A 20,128-nucleotide genomic window follows, 5' to 3' on the forward strand; every position below is an offset into this window, starting at 1 on the left:
GGCGCCGGACGCGTCGGAGCCCCGGCGGCACGGGCCGCGGAACGCCCCATACATCCCTTGAGTCCCACTCGGCCGCGTGGTGGGAGACGTCCACTCGGCGGGACACCTGTACGGTCCCGTGGCGGAGCCGGATACCGTAAGAGCACCATGAGCGCATCGCAGACACCGCCTGCCACCGCCGTACCGGGCGACGACGTACCGACCCTCCTCGTCAAGATCTTCGGTAAGGACCGGCCCGGCATCACCGCCGGCCTCTTCGACACCCTCGCCGCCTACTCCGTCGACGTCGTCGACATCGAGCAGGTCGTGACCCGGGGCCGCATCGTGCTGTGCGCCCTGGTCACGACGCCGACGGGGAGCGCGTCGAACGGCGCCTCCGAAGGGGACCTGCGCGCGACCGTGCACAGCTGGGCCGAGTCGCTGCACCTCCAGGCCGAGATCATCTCGGGTACCGGCGACAACCGCCCGCGCGGCACGGGGCGTTCGCACGTCACCGTGCTCGGCCACCCGCTCACCGCCGAGTCCACCTCCGCCATCGCCGCCGCCATAACGGCCACCGGCGGCAACATCGACCGTATCTTCCGGCTCGCCAAGTACCCCGTGACCGCGGTGGAGTTCGCGGTCTCCGGCACCCCGACCGACGTGCTGCGCACCGCGCTCGCCACCGAAGCCGCCGTGCTCGGCGTGGACATCGCCGTGAGCGCCTCCGGGCTGCAGCGCCGGGCGCAGCGCCTGGTCGTCATGGACGTGGACTCCACACTGATCCAGGACGAGGTCATCGAGCTGTTCGCGGCGCACGCGGGCTGCGAGAAGGAGGTCGCCGAGGTGACCGCCGCGGCGATGCGCGGCGAGCTGGACTTCGAGCAGTCGCTGCACGCCCGGGTGGAGCTGCTGGCGGGGCTGGACGCCTCGGTCGTGGAGCAGGTGCGCAAGGAGGTGCGGCTGACCCCCGGCGCGCGGACCCTGGTACGCACGCTCAAGCGCCTCGGATACCAGGTCGGCGTCGTCTCCGGCGGCTTCACGCAGGTCACCGACGCGCTCAAGGACGAGCTGGGGCTGGACTTCGCCTCGGCCAACACCCTGGAGATCGTGGACGGCCGGTTCACCGGCAAGGTCACCGGCGACATCGTGGACCGCGCGGGCAAGGCACGGCTGCTGCGCTCCTTCGCCCAGCAGGCCGGCGTGCCGCTGGCACAGACGGTCGCGATCGGCGACGGCGCCAACGACCTGGACATGCTGAACACCGCCGGGCTGGGCGTCGCCTTCAACGCCAAGCCGGTCGTACGGGAGGCCGCGCACACCGCCGTGAACGTGCCGTTCCTGGACACCGTGCTGTACCTGCTCGGCATCACCCGCGAAGAGGTCGAGGCCGCCGACACGATGGCGGACTGACGCAGTCCGACGGTGGCGGACTGACACACCGGCGGGTTGACACACCGGCGGGCTGAACGGTCACCCTCTGTACGCAGCCGCGGAAGCGGAGCGCACGGCACAAGCCGCGGAGGCGGAGGCCACGGCGTACGGAAGGGCCCCGGCGCGGAGCGTGCCGGGGCCCTTCGGCGCGTGCGGTCGGCGGCGGGTCAGTCCTGCGGCGTCCAGTACGCGACCAGGCGGCCGACGCCGTGCTCGACGGACTTCCAGGAGCCGTTGAAGGACACCACCGCCATGGAGGCGGTCGGGAAGCCGCTGCGGTTCATCCGAGTCAGCAGCTCGCCGTCGGCCTCTCCGGAGAGGGCGTCGGCGAGGGCGTGCATGCCGGGGTTGTGGCCGACCAGCAGCAGGTCGCTCACCTCGTCCGGGACCTCGTTGACCACCGCGATCAGCTCGCCGAGCGAGGCTTCGTACAGCCGCTCTTCGTAGACGGTCTTGGGACGCTGAGGGAGTTCATGGACGCAGAGTTTCCATGTCTCGCGGGTGCGCAGTGCCGTGGAGCAGAGGGTCAGGTCGGGGCTGACGCCCGCTCCCGCGAGCCATCGTCCGGCGGTGGGGGCGTCCCGGCGGCCGCGCTCGGCGAGCGGCCGCTCGTGGTCGCTCTCCTGCGACCACTCGGCCTTGGCATGTCGGAGAAGAACAATCCGGCGAGGAGAATCGACGCTCATGTGTCCCAGCTTCGCATGAAACGCAGCGCGGGGCGCGGGGTGTTGACAGCCTCGTCCCACGAGGCGGGATGCGGAACCGGCGACTACACTCCGGCGCCGACCAGCCGCGCGAGCAAGTGGACCACGGACAGCACGGCGGGCGGCGCACCGGCCGCCTCGGCCTCCGCTGCGGGGGTCATCACGAAGAGCAGCGTCACGAACGAGACCACCGGCAGGGCCACGGCCCACCACGGCAGCCGCACGGTCCGGGCGCCGTTCTCGGCGTGCCTGGGGTGAGCGGCGGACATGGGATCGCCTCCGTGCGGTCGAGCGGCCGCGCGGCCTTCATGGCGGGCCGCGCCCACCGCTGCTGCGCGGTGTCCTTCGAACCTACGGTTCCCGGTCCGCTCGGCCCATCAGGTGCACCACCCACTTGCCCCTGACCCCGGCCCCCTAGGGGACGGTGGGGACAGCCCCACCGTGCGCGCCGGGGCGCCGGGTCACGGAGCGGCGATGCTGGCGATGATCCCGACGACGACGGTGACGCCGAGCATCGCGCCCAGCACGAGGAGGAGCTTCTTCTGTCCGCCCTGCGGATTCGGTTCGAGCACTGGCATACGCCCAGTGTCGCAAACGCCGCCGGGCCACCGGTCGGCAGGACCGGGTAAGGGAGCCGGGGGCTCCGGTGGGCGGTACCAGGTAAGGGAGCCGAGGGCTCCGGTGGGCGGTACCAGGTAAGGGAGCCGAGGGCTCCGGTCGACAGGACCGGGCCAGGGAGCCAGGCGGTCCCTTACCGCTCGTCTGCCTCTACCGCTCGTCCTCGATGCGGCGGTCGCGGCCGGCCAGCATGCCCACCGCGATCTGCGGCACCATCAGGCCCGCCATCAGCGCGATCGGCAAGCCCCAGCCGCCACTGTGCTGGTACAGCGCGCCCACCAGGAGCGGGCCGGGGATGGAGATCAGGTAGCCGATGCACTGGGCGAAGGCGGAGAGCTTGACGACGCCGGCGGCGCTGCGGGCCCGCATGCCGATCATGGTGAGGGCCAGCGGGAAGGCGCAGTTCGATATGCCGAGCAGCAGCGCCCAGCCCCAGGCGCCGGCGGCGGGCGCCAGCCACAGGCCGGCGTACCCGGCGAGCCCGCAGGCCCCGAGGAGCACGGCCAGCGGCCCCTGGTGGCGCATCCGGGCCGCCACCCGCGGCAGCAGGAAGGACAGCGGGATGCCCATCGCCATGGTGATCGCGAGCAGGACGCCCGCGGTCCCGGCGGGCACTCCGGCGTCGCGGAAGATCTGCGGCAGCCAGCCCATGGTGATGTACGCGGCGGTGGCCTGGAGGCCGAAGAAGACGGCGAGCGACCAGGCGGTGGGCGAACGGCTGATCCGGATGGCGGTGGCGTCCTCGCGCGGCGCGCCGGCCGCCTGCGGCGCCGTCTGCGGCGCGCGGTGCCGCAGCACGGCGAGCCAGGGGACGATGGCGAGGGCGCCGAGCACCGCCCAGATCGCCAGGCCGGCCTGCCAGCCGCCGCCGAGCGCGCCGGTGACCGGCACGGTGAGCGCGGCGGCGAGCGAGGTGCCCAGCGCCAGGGCCATGGAGTACAGCCCGGTCATCGAGCCGACCCGGTCGGGGAAGAAGGTCTTGATGACCACGGGCAGCAGGATGTTGCTGACCGCGATGCCGGCGAGGGCGAGGGCGCTGGCGACGAGGAAGCCGGCCGTGCCGCCGGCGAAGGGCCGCGCCACGACGCCGATGGTGATCGCGGCCATGCCGGCGCACACGATGGCGCCGGGGCCGAAGCGGCGGGCCAGCCGCGGCGCCGCGATGCCGAAGACGGCGAAGCACAGGGCCGGTACGGAGGTGAGCAGGCCCGCGATGGTGCCGCTCATGCCGAGTCCGTCCCGTACCTCCTCCATGAGGGCGCCCAGGCTGGTGATGGCCGGGCGGAGGTTGAGGGCGGCGAGGACGAGACCGGCGGTCAGGACCGCGCCGAGCCAGCGCGGTACGCGCGCGGGGGCGCGGTCGAGCGGGTCGCCGCCGGGCGTCCCGGTGGTCCGACCGGTGGTCTGAGGTGCCTCGGTGGCGGTGCCGAGGGTCGCGAGGTCGTCGTCTGCCATACGTACATCATAGAATCATGGGATGAATGCTTGTCCAGGTGATTCTCGCCTCCCGGTGACCGGCCGGGAAAGGCTTAGCATCAGCGATGCCGAATCCGTGCTCGTGTCCTCGGGAGCGCTCGTATGCCGCTGACCTCGCCCCGGCGTTCCGCCCTGGCCGACCAGGTGATCGCACAGCTGCGTGCCCAGATCACCTCGGGCGAGTGGCCGGTCGACTCGCGCATCCCCACCGAGCCCGAGCTGGTCGAGCAGCTCGGCGTGGCCCGCAACACCGTCCGCGAGGCGGTCCGGGCGCTGGCCCACAACGGTCTGCTGGACATCCGCCAGGGCTCCGGCACGTACGTGGTCGCCACCAGTGAGCTGGCGGGCGTGATGAACCGCAGGTTCGCCGACGCCGACCCGCGGCACGTCGCCGAGCTGCGCAGCGCGCTGGAGGCGGAGGCCGCCCGGCGGGCCGCGGAGCGCCGTACGGAGGCCGATCTCAAGCAGCTGGACGCGGCGCTGCAGCGGCGCGAGCAGGCCTGGGAGTCGGGCGCCGCCGCGGCCTTCGTGGAGGCGGACGCCAACCTGCACATGGCGATCGTGGCGGCCTCGCACAACGACGTACTGGCGGAGCTGTACGCGGACCTCGGCGGCGTGCTGCGGGAGTTCCTCCGCGCCGACGTGGGCGACGAACTGCGCCCGGAGTCGCACCTGGACCACTCCCGGCTGGTGGACGCGATCCGCGACGGCGACGGCGACCGCGCGGCGACGGAAGCAGGAGCCCACCCGTACGGCTGCCGATTGGGCCGCGCCTAGCCGACCGGCGGTTCCGGCCCGAGGACAGCGTCCGCTCGGGAGGCGACCGGCCGGCCCGAGGACAGCGTCCGCTCGGGAGGCGACCGGCGGTTCCTCCTCGCCCTCTCCGCCGGCGATTCCCGCCCGCGCCCCTTGGGTAACCCCCTGCTGGGGGGACGATCTCGTTCGATTCACCCCGAAGGCCGCCGCGCGAGCGCCGCGCAAGCGACGACGGGCCGCGCAAGCCGAGCCCTGGAGCCGGGCGCGCCGGCGAAGCCCCGAAGGCGGCCCCGCCAAGCCAACGAAGAAGGGCCGCGCCCCGCCCCGTACATCGCGTACGGAACGGGCCGCGGCCCTCACTCACAGCCGGGTGCGTCAGGCACCCTCACTGCCGACCGGCTCAGGCGCCCATCATGTGCACGCCGCCGTCGACGTGCACGATCTCGCCGGTGGTCTTCGGGAAGAAGTCCGAGAGCAGCGCGACGACGCCCTTGCCGGCCGGCTCCGGGTCGCCCATGTCCCAGTTGAGCGGGGAGCGGGTGTCCCACACCTTGGCGAGCTCGGAGAAGCCCGGGATGGACTTGGCGGCCATCGAGCCGATCGGGCCGGCGGAGACCAGGTTGCAGCGGACGTTCCGCGCGCCGAGGTCGCGGGCCACGTAGCGGCTGGTGGCCTCCAGCGCGGCCTTGGCCGGGCCCATCCAGTCGTACTGCGGCCAGGCGAACTGCGCGTCGAAGGTCAGGCCGACCACCGCGCCGCCCTCCTCCGGCATCAGCGGCAGGCAGGCCATGGTCAGCGCCTTCAGCGAGAACGCCGAGACGTGCATGGCCGTGGAGACCGACTCGAAGGACGTGTTCAGGAAGTTGCCGCCGAGCGCGTCCTGCGGGGCGAAACCGATGGAGTGGACGACACCGTCCAGGCCGCCGAGCTCCTCGCGGACCTTGGCCTCCAGACCGTCCAGGTGCTCCTGGTTGGTCACGTCCAGCTCGATGACCTTGGCGGGCTTGGGCAGCTTCTTCGCGATGCGCTCGGTGAGCGTGGGCCGCGGGAAGGCCGTGAGGATGACCTCGGCGCCCTGCTCCTGCGCGACCTTGGCCGCGTGGAAGGCGATGGAGGACTCCATCAGCACACCGGTGATCAGAATGCGCTTGCCGGCGAGGATTCCGCTCATATCGATCAGTGACCCATGCCCAATCCGCCGTCGACGGGAATGACGGCTCCAGTGATGTACGCGGCCTCGTCGGAGGCCAGGAAGCGGACCGAGGCGGCGATCTCCTCGGGCTGCGCGTAACGCGCGAGCGGCACCTGCTTCACGATGTTCTCGCGCTGCTCGTCGGTGAGCGCGCGGGTCATGTCCGTGTCGACGAAGCCGGGGGCCACGACGTTGCACGTGATGTTGCGGGAGCCCAGCTCGCGGGCGATCGAGCGGGCGAAGCCGACGAGGCCGGCCTTGGACGCCGCGTAGTTCGCCTGGCCCGCCGAGCCCAGCAGGCCCACCACCGAGGAGATCAGCACGATGCGGCCCTTGCGCGCCCGCAGCATGCCGCGGTTGGCCCGCTTGACCACGCGGAACGTACCGGTGAGGTTGGTCTCCAGGACCGAGGCGAAGTCGTCCTCCGACATCCGCATGAGCAGCTGGTCACGGGTGACGCCGGCGTTGGCCACCAGCACCTCGACCGCGCCGTGCTTCTCCTCGATCTCCTTGTACGCCTGCTCGACCTGCTCCGTGTCGGTGATGTCGCACTTCACGGCCAAGAACCCCGCCGGGGGTTCGCCGGAGCGGTAGGTGATGGCGACCTTGTCGCCTGCCTCGGCGAAGGCGCGGGCGATGGCGAGGCCGATGCCGCGATTGCCTCCGGTGACCAGAACCGAGCGGCTCAAGAGATCACCCTTTCCGTGTCCTGTCCGACGTGTGTTCCCTACGAAACTAGCGGTCAGCGACCCCATACGGAGAATCGACCTCGCACAGGGGCACATCCCGGTCACTGTCGGGTCCCTACAGAACCGACCGCGCCGCACCCCGGTGGAACACCCCCGCGCACCGGAAGGACGTCCTGCGCATCGGGGCTCCGGCACGGCATGATGCGTGGCGCCGACCACGGGAGGGATGCCGTGCCTGCTACACCTCGTTCCGTAGACGAGAGCTTCCTCGCCCTGCCCCTGCGCGCGCTGGCCGATGCCGCGCTCGCGCGGGCCCGGGCGCTGGGGGCCGCCCATGCCGACTTCCGGCTGGAACGCATCCGGTACGCGTCCTGGCGACTGCGGGACGCGAAGACCGCCGGTTCCTCGGACACCACCGACCTGGGGTACGCGGTGCGGGTGGTGCACGGCGGGGCCTGGGGGTTCGCGTCCGGCGTCGACCTGACCATGGACGCGGCGGCGCGGGTCGCCGCGCAGGCCGTCGCGATGGCCAAGCTGTCGGCGAAGGTGATCGACGCGGCGGGCTCGGAAGAGGTCGTCGAGCTGGCCGACGAGCCCGCCCATCCGGACCGCGTCTGGGTGTCCTCGTACGACGTGGACCCCTTCGACGTCCCGGACGCGGAGAAGAGCGGGCTGCTGGCGGAGTGGAGCGGGCGGCTGCTGGCCGCGCCGGGCGTGACACACGCGGACGCCTCGCTGCTCACGGTCCGGGAGAACAAGTTCTACGCCGACACCGCGGGCACCACGACCACGCAGCAGCGGGTCCGGCTGCACCCGGAGCTGACGGCCGTCGCGGTGGACGGGGGCACCGGCGAGTTCGACTCGATGCGGACCGTCGCGCCGCCCGTCGGCCGGGGCTGGGAGTACCTGACCGACGGCCGGTACGACTGGGACGCTGAGCTGGCGGAGATGCCGGAGCTGCTCGCGGAGAAGATGCGCGCGCCGAGCGTGCGGTCCGGGCGGTACGACCTGGTGGTGGATCCCTCCAACCTCTGGCTGACGATCCACGAGTCGATCGGGCACGCGACCGAGCTGGACCGGGCGCTGGGCTACGAAGCGGCGTACGCGGGCACGTCGTTCGCCACCTTCGACCAGCTGGGCACCTTGAAGTACGGCTCGGAGCTCATGCACGTGACGGGCGACCGGACCGCCGAGCACGGGCTGGCCACGATCGGGTACGACGACGAGGGCGTCCGGACGCAGTCCTGGGACCTGGTCAAGGACGGCGTGCTGGTCGGCTACCAGCTGGACCGCAGGATCGCGAAGCTGACCGGCTTCGAGCGGTCCAACGGGTGCGCGTACGCGGACTCGCCGGGCCACGTGCCGGTGCAGCGCATGGCCAACGTGTCCCTGCAGCCGGCGCCCGAAGGCCCGTCGACCGAGGACCTGATCGGGGGCGTGGAGCGCGGCATCTACGTGGTCGGCGACCGGTCGTGGTCCATCGATCAGCAGCGGTACAACTTCCAGTTCACCGGGCAGCGGTTCTTCCGGATCGAGAACGGGCGGCTGGCGGGGCAGCTGCGGGACGTGGCGTACCAGGCCACCACCACCGACTTCTGGGGCTCGATGGCCGCGGTGGGCGGCCCGCAGACGTACGTGCTGGGCGGCGCCTTCAACTGCGGCAAGGCCCAGCCGGGCCAGGTCGCCTCCGTCTCCCACGGCTGCCCCTCCGCCCTCTTCACGGACGTCAACATCCTCAACACGACTCAGGAGGCCGGCCGATGACGGCGCACGAGATGTGCCGGGGGTCCGGGGGTCGTCCCCCGGGTCAGCACAGTCTGAACACGACCCAGGAGGCCGGTCGATGAGCACCCGTACGCCGCGGACGAACGCGCCGCACGAGGTCGTCGAGCGCGCGCTGGCCCTCTCGCGGGCCGACGGCTGCGTGGTGATCGCGGACGAGACGACCACCGCCAACCTGCGCTGGGCGGGCAACGCGCTGACCACCAACGGCGTCACCCGTGGCCGCACCCTCACGGTGATCGCCACCGTGGACGGCAAGGAGGGCACCGCCTCGGGCGTGGTGTCCCGGGCCGCGGTCACCGCCGACGACCTGGAGGCGCTGGTGCGGGCCGCCGAGGCGGCCGCCGGTGCCGCCGGGCCCGCCGACGACGCGCGGCCGCTCGTCCCGGGCGGCGCCCCCTCGTCCGGCTTCACCGAGCCGCCCGCCGAGACCTCCTCCGAGGTCTTCGCGGACTTCGCGCCCGCGCTGGGCGAGTCCTTCCGGCGGGCCCGGGACGGCGGCCGCGAGCTGTACGGGTTCGCCAGCCACGCGATGGTCTCCTCGTACGTGGGCTCCTCCACGGGGCTGCGGCTCCGGCACGACCAGCCCACCGGCACGCTGGAGCTCAACGCCAAGTCGCCCGACCGCTCCCGCTCGGCCTGGGCGGGCCGGGCCACCCGGGACTTCGGGGACGTCGACCCGCTGGCCATGGATGCCGAGCTGGCGCGCCGGCTGGCCTGGGCGGAGCGGCGGATCGAGCTGCCGGCGGGCCGGTACGAGACGCTGCTGCCGCCCACCGCCGTCGCCGACCTGCTCGTGTACCAGCTGTGGTCGTCCGGGGCCCGGGACGCGGCCGAGGGCCGTACGGTCTTCTCGGCGCCCGGCGGGGGCACCCGGGTCGGCGAGAAGCTCTCCGGGCTGCCGATGACGCTGCGCAGCGATCCGGGGGCAGCGGGGCTGGAGTGCGCGCCCTTCGTGCTGGCGCACAGCTCCGGGGACGACGCCTCGGTCTTCGACAACGGGCTGCCGCTGGAGCCGACGGACTGGATCCGGGACGGCGCGCTGAACCAGCTGGTCACGACGCGGCACAGTGCGGAGCTGACCGGCCTGCCGGTGGCCCCGGCCGTCGACAACCTGCTGCTGGAGGCGGGCGGCAGCAAGTCCCTGGACGAGCTGGTGGCCGGTACCGAGCGGGGGCTGCTGCTGACCTGCCTGTGGTACATCCGCGAGGTCGATCCGGCGACGCTGCTGCTCACAGGGCTGACCCGGGACGGCGTGTACCTGGTGGAGGGCGGCGAGGTGGTCGGTGAGGTGAACAACTTCCGGTTCAACGAGTCGCCGGTGGACCTGCTGGGGCGTGCGACCGAGGCGGGCCGTACGGAGCGGACCCTGCCGCGCGAGTGGAGCGACTACTTCACGCGCGCCGCGACGCCCGCGCTGCGGATCCCGGACTTCAACATGAGCTCGGTGAGCCCGGGAGTGTGAGGGCGGGGCCCCGCCCCACCGGGGTGCGGGCACTTGTCGTACCGCGTGGCCGGCCTGTGGATACTCGGTCGGCCACGCTGCGCACGGCGAATAGAATCGGTTCCGTCCTCCCGTTTGGGATCAACGACCGATCAGGAACGCCATGACACGCCTCGGCGAATCCGTCGCCCGCGCCAGCTCGCTGCTCTCCGCAGACCTCTCCGCAGACGCCACCGTCGCGGAGCTGCTGAAGGAGACCGGCTCGCGGCGCTATCTCGACCTGACGGACCTGCCGGCCAAGGAGCAGGCCGAGCTGATCGCCTCGCGTACGGTCGAGGTGCTGCCGGGCGTGGACCAGCTCGCCGAGCGCATCGAGGAGCGCACGGCGGCCGGCAAGGGTCTGCACATCAAGCTGGGCATCGACCCGACGGCGACCGATGTGCACCTGGGGCACGCGGTCCCGCTGATCATCCTCAGCCGCTTCCAGCGGCTCGGCCACGACGTCACGCTGATCATCGGCGACTTCACGGCCAAGATCGGCGACCCCTCGGGCCGTACGGCCGAGCGTCCGCCGCTGACCGACGAGGACATCGCGCACAACCTCGCGAGCTACCGCGAGCAGGTCCGGCCGTTCTTCGACTTCGACAAGGTCAGCTTCCGGCAGAACAGCGAGTGGCTGGCGCCGTACACCTTCCCCGAGCTGCTGAGCCTGCTCTCCAAGGTGCCGGCCTCCCAGCTGCTCCAGCGCGAGGACTTCCGTACCCGCCTCGCGTCGGGCGCGGGCCTGACCATGACGGAGATGCTGTACCCGATCGCGCAGGGCCTGGACTCGGTGGCGCTGGAGTGCGACGTGGAGCTGGGCGGCGCCGACCAGCTGCTGAACCTCCAGATGGGCCGCAAGCTGATGGAGCTCAAGGGCCAGCAGCCGCAGCTCGTGGTCACGATGCCGCTCATCGAGGGCACCGACGGCACCGGCGCGAAGATGTCCAAGTCCAAGGGCAACTACGTCGGCCTGAACGCGCCCGCCGAGGACGTCTTCGGCAAGATCATGTCGGTCCCGGACCGGCTGATGGAGCCGTACCTCAAGGCGTGGACGGAGTGGACGGACGAGGAGATCGCCCAGGCCCTGGCCCGCATCGAGGCGAAGACGCTGCACCCGATGGACCTGAAGAAGGTCCTCGCGGGTGAGGTCGTGGCCGCGCTGTACGGCATCGAGGCGGCGATGACGGCCCGCGCCGGGTTCGTCGCGCAGTTCTCCAAGAAGTCCTTCGCCGACGTCGGCACGCTGCCGTCGGTGGACCTCGCGGCGCACGGCTCGGACACGGTGGCCACGGTGCTGACCCAGGTGCTGGAGTTCACGCCGAGCGCGTCGGCGGCCCGCCGGCTGGCGAAGCAGAACGCCCTGCGGCTGGTCATCGAGGCCGAGTCGGGCCAGGAGACCGTGGTGCTGGCCGAGGCGGACGCGATCCGCCCGCTGGCCGAGGTGCTGGCGGAGAAGCTGGCCGTCACGCCCGGTACGCCGTACCTCAAGGCGGGCCGCAAGCTGGCCCAGCTCCAGGGCGAGGCGTAGCCGCCGCCCTTCGGAAACGATCGCCCGGGGCGCTCGGGTCTTCCCGTTCGGCGCCCCGGGCTCGGTACCGTTCCGGCGGACCTGTTCGCCAGGTCCGCCGGAACGGTTCACGACGGTGGGATCAGACCCGCTGTTGCCGGTGTGTCCTCCCGCGCACCATGGCCCACAGCCGACTGCCCACGCCGACGACGATCACCGCGCCGATCAGCTGGAGCAGGTGCCGGGTCCAGTCGATGCCCTTGGTGTCCTCGACTCCGATGCCGGTGGCCGCCCAGTTCCCCAGCACGCTGCCGAGCATGCCGAAGATCACGGTCAGCCAGAGCGGAATCGCCTGTTTCCCGGGGATGAGGGCCCTCGCGATCACGCCCAGGACCAGACCCAGAATGATGGCCCACAACCAATTCATGTCGCCTCCCAGTGGGGCGCGGTGTACAAGGCCGTGCATCGTTCAGTGTCGTACCGCCACCCGTACGGCGCACGTCGGAGCCGCCCGTACGCCTGAGACCGCTGTGCGGCCGATCCGGGACAGCGCGCCCCGGTCTCGAACGCTGCGCAGGCCCGGCGTAACGTGGGACAGGTCCGGCATAGGGGTTGCCCGGTACGACAACAGGTGGTGGAACGTGATGCGGAAGCAGAGCAGCGCCCAGACTTTCCGGATCACGGGAGCCCGCCAGGGGCTGACCGAGGACGTCCGTGGGCGGCAGCGACGCTATGTGATCTCGATGTCCTTGCGGACGGTGGCGGTGATCCTCACCGCCGTGCTCTGGAACGTCGAGCGGCCCGTCGCCATTATCACCCTGATCGCGGGTCTGGTGCTGCCCTACATCGCGGTAGTCATCGCCAACGCGGGCCGGGAGAACGCGACTTCACTTCCGTCGAACTTCATCGCGGCGCCGTCGCGGCCTATGCTGACCGCTCGTTCGGGTGACGCTCCGGCGGAACCCGCGCCGGAAGCGGGGCGGGCCGGCTCCGCCGAACACCGCGGTGACCACGACTGATCTTCCGACGGTACGCAAAGCTCAAGAAAAGCTCAGATCAATCATGTGGTTCCGGTGCACCCGGCACGGTCCCCCATGACATACTTCGTACGCGCTCCGCATCCCCCGTCGGAGCGACGGACCGACGCCGGGCGGCTCCCCCCGTGGCTGCCCGGCGTCGCCATGTCCGGGCTCAGGGGCGACGTAGGGTTGAGGCTGTGAACTCCCCTGATAACGCAGTGATCTGCTCCGCCAAGGGCTGCCGTGCGGCCGCGGTGTGGGTGCTGGCCTGGAACAACCCGAAGATCCACACACCCGACCGGCGCAAGACCTGGCTCGCGTGCGACGAGCACCGTGAGCACCTCGCCCAATTCCTCGACGTCCGCAGCTTCCTGAAGGACGTGGTGAAACTGGCGGAGTGGGAGGCCCGGCAGGAGGGCGCCGAGCCGTCGGGCCCGGAGCAGGGCGGGCCGCCCCGGGAGAGCTGAACCCCCCGGGGACGGTCAGCCGCCGATCGCCGACATCGGCCGCTGCGGCTGCAGGAAGCTCGGGTCGTCCAGGCCCGAGCCCGCCTTCTTGCCCCACATCGCGCCCTTCCATATCTGCGCGATGTCCTCGTCCGGCGCGTCCGAGCGGAGCGCGGCCCGCAGGTCGGTCTCCTCCGTGGCGAACAGGCAGGTGCGCACCTGGCCGTCGGCGGTCAGCCGGGTACGGTCGCAGGCCCGGCAGAAGGGGCGGGTGACCGAGGCGATGACGCCGACGCGGTGCGGGCCGCCGTCCACGAGCCACCGCTCGGCGGGCGCGGAGCCGCGCTCCTCCTGCCCCTCGGGGGTCAGCTCGAAGCGGGTGCGCAGCGAGGCCAGGATGTCACCGGCGGTGATCATGCCGTCGCGCTTCCAGCCGTGCTGGGCGTCGAGCGGCATCTGCTCGATGAAGCGGAGCTCGTAGTCGTTCTCCACGGCCCAGGCGAGGAGGTCGGGCGCCTCGTCGGCGTTGAGCCCCGGCATCAGGACGGAATTGACCTTGACCGGGGTGAGCCCGGCGGCGCGGGCGGCCTCCAGGCCGCGCAGCACGTCGGCGTGGCGCTTGCGGCGGGTCAGGGCCTGGAAGACGTCCGGGCGCAGGGTGTCCAGGGAGACGTTGACCCGGTCCAGGCCGGCGTCGCGCAGCGCGGCGGCGGTGCGCTCCAGGCCGATGCCGTTGGTGGTGAGGGACATCTGCGGGCGCGGCTCCAGGGCCGCGACGCGCTCGACGATCCCGACGAGGCCGGGCCGGAGCAGCGGCTCACCGCCGGTGAAGCGGACCTCTTCGATGCCGAGGTCGGTGACGGCGATGCGGATGAGGCGGACGATTTCGTCGTCCGTGAGCAGGTCAGGCTTGGCGAGCCACTGCAGCCCCTCTTCGGGCATGCAGTAGGTGCACCGCAGGTTGCACCGGTCGGTCAGCGAAACCCGCAGGTCGGTGGCTACCCGGCCGTATGTGTCGATGAGCACGAGGCCCCCTCCCCCGGTGTCGGATCATTACGTTGTCGAGCCTACGCGATGGGTGTGACAACGGGCACGGCTCCGATGTCACGATGCGCGGCCGGCCGCGTCGTAGGGATCTACGACGCGGCCGGTTCTCCGCGGGGACGGGGTGCGGGTCAGTGTGCTCCGGTGCCGGTCAGGGACCGGACCTCCAGCTCGGCGTACTTCTTCACGTCCGGCTCCTCCTTGGAGAGGAGGGAGCCGAGCCAGCCGAGCAGGAAGCCCAGCGGGATGGAGATCAGGCCCGGGTTCTCCAGCGGGAAGACGGCGAAGTCGGCGCCGGGGAACATCGAGGTCTCCTTGCCGGAGACGACCGGCGAGAAGAGCACGAGCAGCACGGAGGAGATCAGGCCGCCGTAGATCGACCACAGCGCTCCGGAGGTGGTGAAGCGCTTCCAGAAGAGGCTGTAGAGGATCGTCGGCAGGTTGGCGGAGGCCGCGACCGCGAAGGCCAGCGCGACCAGGCCCGCGACGTTCAGGCCGCGGGCGAAGACGCCGAGGACGATCGCGACGGCGCCGATGCCGACGGTGGCCCAGCGCGCGGCCCGCACCTCCTCCTTCTCCGACGCCTTGCCCTTCTTGATCACGTTGACGTACAGGTCGTGCGCGAAGGACGAGGACGAGGCGAGGGTGAGTCCCGCGACCACCGCGAGGATGGTGGCGAAGGCGACCGCCGAGATCACGGCGAGCAGGATCGCGCCGCCGGTGGAGTTCGCGCCGCCGCCGATCTCCTGGGCGAGCAGGGTGGCGGCCGTGTTGCCCGCCGGGTTCGACTCGGTGATCGTCTTCGGGCCGACCAGGGCCGCGGCGCCGAAGCCGAGCGCGATGGTCATCAGGTAGAAGACGCCGATGATGCCGATGGCCCAGTTGACGGACTTACGGGCGGCCTTGGCGGTGGGCACGGTGTAGAAGCGGATGAGGATGTGCGGCAGCCCCGCGGTGCCGAGCACCAGCGCGATGCCCAGCGAGATGAAGTCGATCTTCGAGGTGGCGGTGGCGCCGTACTTCAGGCCGGGCTCCAGGAACGCCGCGCCCTTGCCGCTCTCCTCGGCGGCCTTGCCGAGCAGCTCGGAGATGTTGAAGTGGAACTTCAGCATGACCAGGAACGTGATGAGCAGGGTGCCCGCGATCAGCAGGACGGCCTTGACCATCTGCACCCAGGTGGTGCCCTTCATCCCGCCGATGGAGACGTAGAGGATCATCACGATGCCGACGAGGACGACGACGAGCATCTTGCCGGCCTCGCTGGTGATGCCGAGCAGCAGCGTGACCAGTGCGCCCGCGCCCGCCATCTGGGCCAGCAGGTAGAAGATCGAGACCACGATGGTGGAGACGCCCGCCGCGGTACGGACGGGGCGCTGCCGCATCCGGTACGCGAGCACGTCGCCCATGGTGAAGCGGCCGGAGTTGCGCAGCGGCTCGGCGACCAGCAGCAGCGCGACCAGCCACGCGACGAGGAAGCCGATGGAGTACAGGAAGCCGTCGTAACCGAAGAGGGCGATGGCGCCCGCGATGCCGAGGAAGGACGCGGCGGACATGTAGTCGCCGGAGATCGCCAGGCCGTTCTGGAAGCCGGAGAACTGCCGGCCGCCGGCGTAGAAGTCCTCGGCGCCCTTGGTCTGCCGGCCGGCCCACACGGTGATGGCCAGGGTGGCGGCGACGAAGACCGCGAAGATCGTGATGATCAGCGCGCGGTGCTGGCCGGCGCCCTCGGCGGCCAGGGCCGGGGTCCCGGCGGCGAGCTGGTACGTGAGGCTCATGCGTCACCCTCCCCGCGCGGGGCGTCGTTCTCCAGCCGGGTCCTGATCGCCTCGGCCTTGGGGTCGAGCTTCGCGGCGGCGTGCCGGGAGTACCACCAGGCGATGAGGAAGGTCGTCACGAACTGGGCGAGGCCGAAGACGAAGGCGACGTTGACGTTGCCGACGACCTTGGTGCCCATGAAGCCGCCCGCGTAGTTGCTGAGCAGCACGTACAGCAGGTACCAGAGCACGAAGGCGATGGTCAGCGGGAAGGCGAACGAGCGGTACGAGCGGCGCAGTTCGGTGAACTCCGCGCCGGACTGCACTTCGGTGAAGGGCGGCGTCGCATGGGGCGCGTCGGGCGGCGCCTCGTGGGCCTTGTGCGGCCCGTCATCGGCGGGCGGCTGGGCGGCGGTGCTCACGCGGTCTCCTGTTTCTCGCAATGTCCGGCGCGTTGCGTCCGGCGACATAAAGTCCAGATCAGTGATGCGGATCACGCATGCTAGAGGTGCTCAGGCTCCTTACGACAGAGGCGGGGGCCGAAATCCCCAGGAAATCGGGGGGTACGGCCGCCACCGGCCGGGTGCCGGGTCGTTGTCCGGGTGTGACGCCTTCGCCGCCACTGCAGCCACCGGGACCGGGCCGACTGCCGTACGGCGCCGTCAAGTTGCCCTTCCCGGTCATCGCCCCTCCTCCGGTGCCACCCCGTCCCACCAGGGGTGATGCCCAAAACTGGGACGGCCGTCGGATCACGCTGCCGCTGCTGAGCATCGGTGCGCTGCGCCGCCGCCGAAGTGGTTGACGAACCCCCGCACCTGCGGCAGTTGACGGGTTTTCCCCGCCGGTCGGCGGGTTTTCTTTACCGACCGTTGAACTGTCCGGGTGATCACGGATAGCTTCACTCGTCACGAACCGGCTCGCGCGCGACCTGCCCGCGAGCGGTCAGAGATGATGTGGAGTACCCATGGCACATCGGAGATCCAGACGGGTGCGCGCGCTCGGCGTACCGGTCGGACTGGCCCTCGTGGCCTCCCTCGGCTTCCTCCCGCAGGCGGCCACCGCCGCTCCTCAGGAGGCACCCCGCACCACGGCGGCGGCCGACGGCCCGCTGCTCTCGTACGTCGTCAACGCCACGCCCGGCAAGGCCTCGGCGGCCAGGGTCGGCAAGGCGATACGCGCGGCCGGCGGCACGGTGGTCGTCGCCCACGCGAAGATAGGCGTGATAGTCGCCCACTCCGCGAACCCGCAGTTCGCGGAGGCGATACGCACGGTGCGCGGCGTCCAGTCGGCCGGCGCCACCCGCACCGCCCCCCTGAAGGCCAGCGGCACCACCGACATCGGGAAGCCGCAGAAGGCCGATCTGAGCAAGGCAGCACAGCTGGCCGGCGCCAAGGCGAAGGCCGCGGGCGAGGAGCCCCTGGAGTCCCTGCAGTGGGACCTGCCGGCCATCAAGGCCGACCAGGCCGCGAAGGTGAACCCCGGCAGCAAGAAGGTCACCGTCGCGGTCATCGACACCGGCGTGGACGACACCCACCCGGACCTGAAGCCCAACTTCTCCGCCGGACAGTCCGCGAACTGCGTGGGCGGCGTGGCCGACACCACCCGCGGCTCCTGGCGCCCGTACGACCCCGCCGAGGACTACCACGGCACGCACGTCGCCGGCACGATCGCCGCGGCACGCAACGGGGTCGGCGTGGCCGGTGTCGCGCCGGGCGTGAAGATCTCCGCCATCAAGGTCAGCGAGCCGAAGACGAGCCTGTTCTACGCCGAGAGCGTGGTCTGTGCCTTCGTGTTCGCGGCCGACCACGGCGTCGAGGTCACCAACAACAGCTACTACGTCGACCCGTGGATGTTCAACTGCAAGGACGACCCCGACCAGGGTGCGATCGTCGACGCGGTGGGCCGGGCGGCCAAGTACGCCGAGCGCAAGGGTGCGATCAACGTCGCCGCGGCCGGCAACTCCAACCTCGACCTGGCGGCGAAGGAACTCACCGACAAGTCGAGCCCGAACGACACCACTCCGGCGGAGCGGAAGATCGACCCCGCCAAGTGCTGGGACGTGCCCACCCAGCTCCCGGGCACCGTCACGGTCGCCGCGACCGGCGTGAAGAAGCTCAAGTCGTACTACTCCAACTACGGCAACGGCGTGATCGACGTGGCCGCGCCGGGCGGTGACAGCCGGCAGGTCCCCGAGCTCCCGGCGAAGAACGGCAACATCCTCTCCACCATGCCGGGCGGCGACTGGGCCTACCTGGCGGGCACCTCGATGGCCTCGCCCCACGTGGCGGGCGTCGCGGCGCTGGTGAAGAGCGCGCACCCGAAGAGCAGCCCGCAGGAGATCCAGTGGCTGCTGAAGAAGGACGCGGACAACCCGGGCTGCCCCCAGGGTGACGCGACGTGCACCGGTACTCAGCACGTCAACGGCCACTACGGGTACGGGATCGTGGACGCGCTGGACGCCGTCGAACAGCGCTGACCGAAGCGGCGCCGGGGCCCGTGGCAGCCGGGTCCCGGCGGCCGGGCGGTCCGTCCGTCCCTGAGGCGGGCGGACCGCTGCGGCCCTGATGTGCCGCGACCGCTGCCCTGCATGTACTGCGCCCGCGGCCCTTCGTGTGCCGCGGGCGCGGCGTCTCAGGCCGCGTCGGCGCCCGGTACGACGGTGGGCCGCGCTCCTCCGTCCGAGGCGGCCGCGCGTGCGGCGCCCTGCGGGCCCGTCGTCCGCAGCACCCCGTCGGCCAGCAGCCACTGGGCCGCGATGTAGCTGAGCATGATGCAGAACTGCGGGGCCGGCGGCTGCGGCCAGTGCGCGATGCCGCTCGCGATCAGGGTGTCGGAGCCCAGGAAGAGCAGACCGCCGAGGAGGGCCCGCGGCCCGGCCCGCAGCGCCCCGTACGCCATCGCGGTGAGCAGCAGGCTGTACCCGGTGACCGGGCCGCGCAGATCGGCCGGCAGGCCCGGCCACAGCAGCGCCACGGTGCCGAGCCAGGCCGCGGCGTACCCGGCGGCCACGGCGGCCGGCGGAACCCGGCGGGCCCATCCCGGTGCGGCGCCCCGCCGCACGAACAGCACCAGGTAGCAGACGTGTCCGGCCGCGAAGGACGCCATCCCCACGAGGAAGGCGGTGTCGCCGCCCACTTGGAGGAGGGTGTCGCCGCCGCATCCGAAGAGCAGCGCGACGGCGAGCAGTACGGGGCCGCCGCGGGCGAGCACGTACGCGGCGAGGACCGGCATCAGTGCCGGCTTGGTCACCACGTCCACCGTCCCGGCCCCGGCGAGCAGCGCACCGAGGTGCACGACGGTGAGCGCTCCGAAGACGGTGAGGAGGGCGCGGGCGGCGGTCTCGCGGGTCATGCGGCGGACGCCTCGGCGTTGGTGTCCGGCACCCGGGGCGTGGCGTCGTCCCCGCTGTGTGCGGGCTGCCATCCCGGCCCCCGGAAGACGCGCCCGGCGCGCTCCCGCCAGCTGCCGGCCGCCCGTACGTCCCGGGCGATGGCCGCGTATTCGTGCGTGGCGACGCGCAGCGGGTTGAAGGTGTCGATGTTCTTCGTGAGCCCGAAGACGGGCCGTTCGGTCTCCGCGACGAACGAGCCGAACATCCGGTCCCAGACGATGAGGATGCCCCCGAAGTTGCGGTCCAGGTAGCCGCCCTGGGAGGCGTGGTGGACGCGGTGGTGCGAGGGCGTGTTGAGCACGAACTCGAAGGGGCGGGGCAGCTTGTCGACCCGCTCGGTGTGCACCCAGAACTGGTAGACGAGGTTGGCCGAGGAGCAGAACGCGAGGGCCGCCGGGTGCACGCCGAGGGCGATCATCGGGAGGTAGAACGGCCAGACGGTCAGGGAGGTCCAGGGCTGGCGGAGCGCCGTGGTGAGGTTGAACTTGCGGCTGGAGTGGTGGACGACGTGGCACGCCCACAGGATGCGGATGACGTGGTGCCCGCGGTGCGACCAGTAGTAGAAGAAGTCCTGCGCGAGCAGCATCAGGGGCAGCGTCCACCACAGCACGGGGATCCGCAGTGGTGTCAGCGCGTAGACGGCGGAGTAGACCGCCACGATCGGGATCTTCCACAGCGCGTCGAAGACCAGACTGCCGAGCCCCATGCCGACGCTGGTGGCGGCGTCCTTGGTCTCGTATCCGGCGGCGTCCTCGTCCGGATGCAGCCGGTAGCTCACCATCTCCAGGACGGTGAGCAGGACGAAGGCCGGTATCGACCACAACACGACATCGGGCAGGTGCGGCATGCGG

20 protein-coding genes are annotated in these 20,128 nt (G+C 71.5%); 8 read left to right on the plus strand and 12 right to left on the minus strand.

What is annotated here, in order from left to right:
- The first annotated feature begins 147 nt into the window (after positions 1 to 147).
- Positions 148 to 1,392, plus strand: a complete 1,245-nt coding sequence (gene serB, locus ABZ840_RS16840) for a phosphoserine phosphatase SerB (RefSeq protein ID WP_361560005.1) — start codon at positions 148 to 150, stop codon at positions 1,390 to 1,392.
- Positions 1,393 to 1,580: 188 nt separating this feature from the next.
- Here serB and ABZ840_RS16845 read toward each other — a convergent pair whose 3' ends face one another.
- The 4 genes from ABZ840_RS16845 to ABZ840_RS16860 all read right to left on the minus strand — a co-directional run bounded on the left by ABZ840_RS16845 (position 1,581) and on the right by ABZ840_RS16860 (position 4,190).
- Positions 1,581 to 2,099 carry a histidine phosphatase family protein gene (locus ABZ840_RS16845; RefSeq protein ID WP_361560008.1) on the minus strand — a complete coding sequence of 173 codons (519 nt, stop codon included), beginning with the start codon at positions 2,097 to 2,099 and terminating at the stop codon, positions 1,581 to 1,583.
- 83 nt (positions 2,100 to 2,182) lie between these two features.
- A complete protein-coding gene (locus ABZ840_RS16850) occupies positions 2,183 to 2,386 on the minus strand; it encodes a hypothetical protein (RefSeq protein WP_361560011.1) in 204 nt (67 codons plus the stop codon).
- Between the two features lie 192 nt (positions 2,387 to 2,578).
- Positions 2,579 to 2,695 carry an SGM_5486 family transporter-associated protein gene (locus tag ABZ840_RS16855; RefSeq protein ID WP_361560014.1) on the minus strand — a complete coding sequence of 39 codons (117 nt, stop codon included), beginning with the start codon at positions 2,693 to 2,695 and terminating at the stop codon, positions 2,579 to 2,581.
- A gap of 190 nt (positions 2,696 to 2,885) precedes the next feature.
- Entirely contained in the window at positions 2,886 to 4,190 is a 1,305-nt protein-coding gene (locus ABZ840_RS16860) for an MFS transporter (protein ID WP_361560017.1), read from the minus strand.
- Between the two features lie 123 nt (positions 4,191 to 4,313).
- Here ABZ840_RS16860 and ABZ840_RS16865 point away from each other — a divergent pair, with 123 nt between their 5' ends.
- Entirely contained in the window at positions 4,314 to 4,988 is a 675-nt protein-coding gene (locus ABZ840_RS16865) for an FCD domain-containing protein (protein WP_361560020.1), read from the plus strand.
- 379 nt (positions 4,989 to 5,367) lie between these two features.
- On the opposite strand, the gene fabI is transcribed toward ABZ840_RS16865, so the two are convergent.
- Positions 5,368 to 6,138, minus strand: a complete 771-nt coding sequence (gene fabI / locus ABZ840_RS16870) for an enoyl-ACP reductase FabI (RefSeq protein ID WP_361560023.1) — start codon at positions 6,136 to 6,138, stop codon at positions 5,368 to 5,370.
- A gap of 5 nt (positions 6,139 to 6,143) precedes the next feature.
- On the minus strand, positions 6,144 to 6,848 hold the full coding sequence (fabG, locus tag ABZ840_RS16875) for a 3-oxoacyl-[acyl-carrier-protein] reductase (protein ID WP_030618957.1): 705 nt from the start codon (positions 6,846 to 6,848) through the stop codon (positions 6,144 to 6,146).
- A gap of 201 nt (positions 6,849 to 7,049) precedes the next feature.
- On the opposite strand from fabG, the gene ABZ840_RS16880 reads away from it, so the two are divergent.
- The 3 genes from ABZ840_RS16880 (at position 7,050) to tyrS (ending at position 11,644) form a co-directional block, all read left to right on the plus strand.
- A complete protein-coding gene (locus ABZ840_RS16880; RefSeq protein ID WP_361560881.1) occupies positions 7,050 to 8,612 on the plus strand; it encodes a TldD/PmbA family protein in 1,563 nt (520 codons plus the stop codon).
- Between the two features lie 79 nt (positions 8,613 to 8,691).
- Entirely contained in the window at positions 8,692 to 10,095 is a 1,404-nt protein-coding gene (locus tag ABZ840_RS16885) for a metallopeptidase TldD-related protein (RefSeq protein WP_361560027.1), read from the plus strand.
- Between the two features lie 142 nt (positions 10,096 to 10,237).
- Entirely contained in the window at positions 10,238 to 11,644 is a 1,407-nt protein-coding gene (gene tyrS / locus ABZ840_RS16890) for a tyrosine--tRNA ligase (protein WP_361560030.1), read from the plus strand.
- A gap of 121 nt (positions 11,645 to 11,765) precedes the next feature.
- On the opposite strand, the gene ABZ840_RS16895 is transcribed toward tyrS, so the two are convergent.
- Complete coding sequence (locus tag ABZ840_RS16895; RefSeq protein WP_030618968.1) at positions 11,766 to 12,050, minus strand: GlsB/YeaQ/YmgE family stress response membrane protein; 285 nt, start codon at positions 12,048 to 12,050, stop codon at positions 11,766 to 11,768.
- Positions 12,051 to 12,267: 217 nt separating this feature from the next.
- On the opposite strand from ABZ840_RS16895, the gene ABZ840_RS16900 reads away from it, so the two are divergent.
- Together ABZ840_RS16900 and ABZ840_RS16905 are read left to right on the plus strand one after the other, a co-directional pair.
- Positions 12,268 to 12,642 (plus strand): DUF3099 domain-containing protein, encoded by a 375-nt coding sequence (locus ABZ840_RS16900; protein ID WP_361560033.1) that lies wholly within the window; start codon positions 12,268 to 12,270, stop codon positions 12,640 to 12,642.
- Positions 12,643 to 12,839: 197 nt separating this feature from the next.
- On the plus strand, positions 12,840 to 13,109 hold the full coding sequence (locus ABZ840_RS16905; protein ID WP_361560036.1) for a hypothetical protein: 270 nt from the start codon (positions 12,840 to 12,842) through the stop codon (positions 13,107 to 13,109).
- Positions 13,110 to 13,124: 15 nt separating this feature from the next.
- On the opposite strand, the gene moaA is transcribed toward ABZ840_RS16905, so the two are convergent.
- The 3 genes from moaA to ABZ840_RS16920 form a co-directional block, all read right to left on the minus strand.
- Complete coding sequence (gene moaA / locus ABZ840_RS16910) at positions 13,125 to 14,114, minus strand: GTP 3',8-cyclase MoaA (RefSeq protein WP_361560039.1); 990 nt, start codon at positions 14,112 to 14,114, stop codon at positions 13,125 to 13,127.
- A 149-nt stretch (positions 14,115 to 14,263) separates the two neighbouring features.
- Entirely contained in the window at positions 14,264 to 15,907 is a 1,644-nt protein-coding gene (locus ABZ840_RS16915; protein ID WP_361560042.1) for a cation acetate symporter, read from the minus strand.
- Positions 15,904 to 16,212: a DUF485 domain-containing protein gene (locus tag ABZ840_RS16920; RefSeq protein ID WP_361560883.1), complete on the minus strand. Its 309-nt coding sequence runs from the start codon at positions 16,210 to 16,212 to the stop codon at positions 15,904 to 15,906. Before ABZ840_RS16920 ends, ABZ840_RS16915 begins: the two co-directional genes overlap by 4 nt.
- 638 nt (positions 16,213 to 16,850) lie before the next feature.
- Between ABZ840_RS16920 and ABZ840_RS16925 the strand changes: the two genes are divergently transcribed.
- Complete coding sequence (locus tag ABZ840_RS16925; protein ID WP_361560045.1) at positions 16,851 to 18,362, plus strand: S8 family serine peptidase; 1,512 nt, start codon at positions 16,851 to 16,853, stop codon at positions 18,360 to 18,362.
- A 155-nt stretch (positions 18,363 to 18,517) separates the two neighbouring features.
- Here ABZ840_RS16925 and ABZ840_RS16930 read toward each other — a convergent pair whose 3' ends face one another.
- Positions 18,518 to 19,237 (minus strand): lysoplasmalogenase, encoded by a 720-nt coding sequence (locus ABZ840_RS16930; protein WP_361560048.1) that lies wholly within the window; start codon positions 19,235 to 19,237, stop codon positions 18,518 to 18,520.
- Positions 19,234 to 20,124, minus strand: a complete 891-nt coding sequence (locus ABZ840_RS16935) for a sterol desaturase family protein (protein WP_361560051.1) — start codon at positions 20,122 to 20,124, stop codon at positions 19,234 to 19,236. Before ABZ840_RS16935 ends, ABZ840_RS16930 begins: the two co-directional genes overlap by 4 nt.
- Between the last annotated feature and the right edge of the window lie 4 nt (positions 20,125 to 20,128).

The organism is Streptomyces sp. NPDC047117, assembly GCF_040643545.1.
GTDB lineage: Bacteria > Actinomycetota > Actinomycetes > Streptomycetales > Streptomycetaceae > Streptomyces.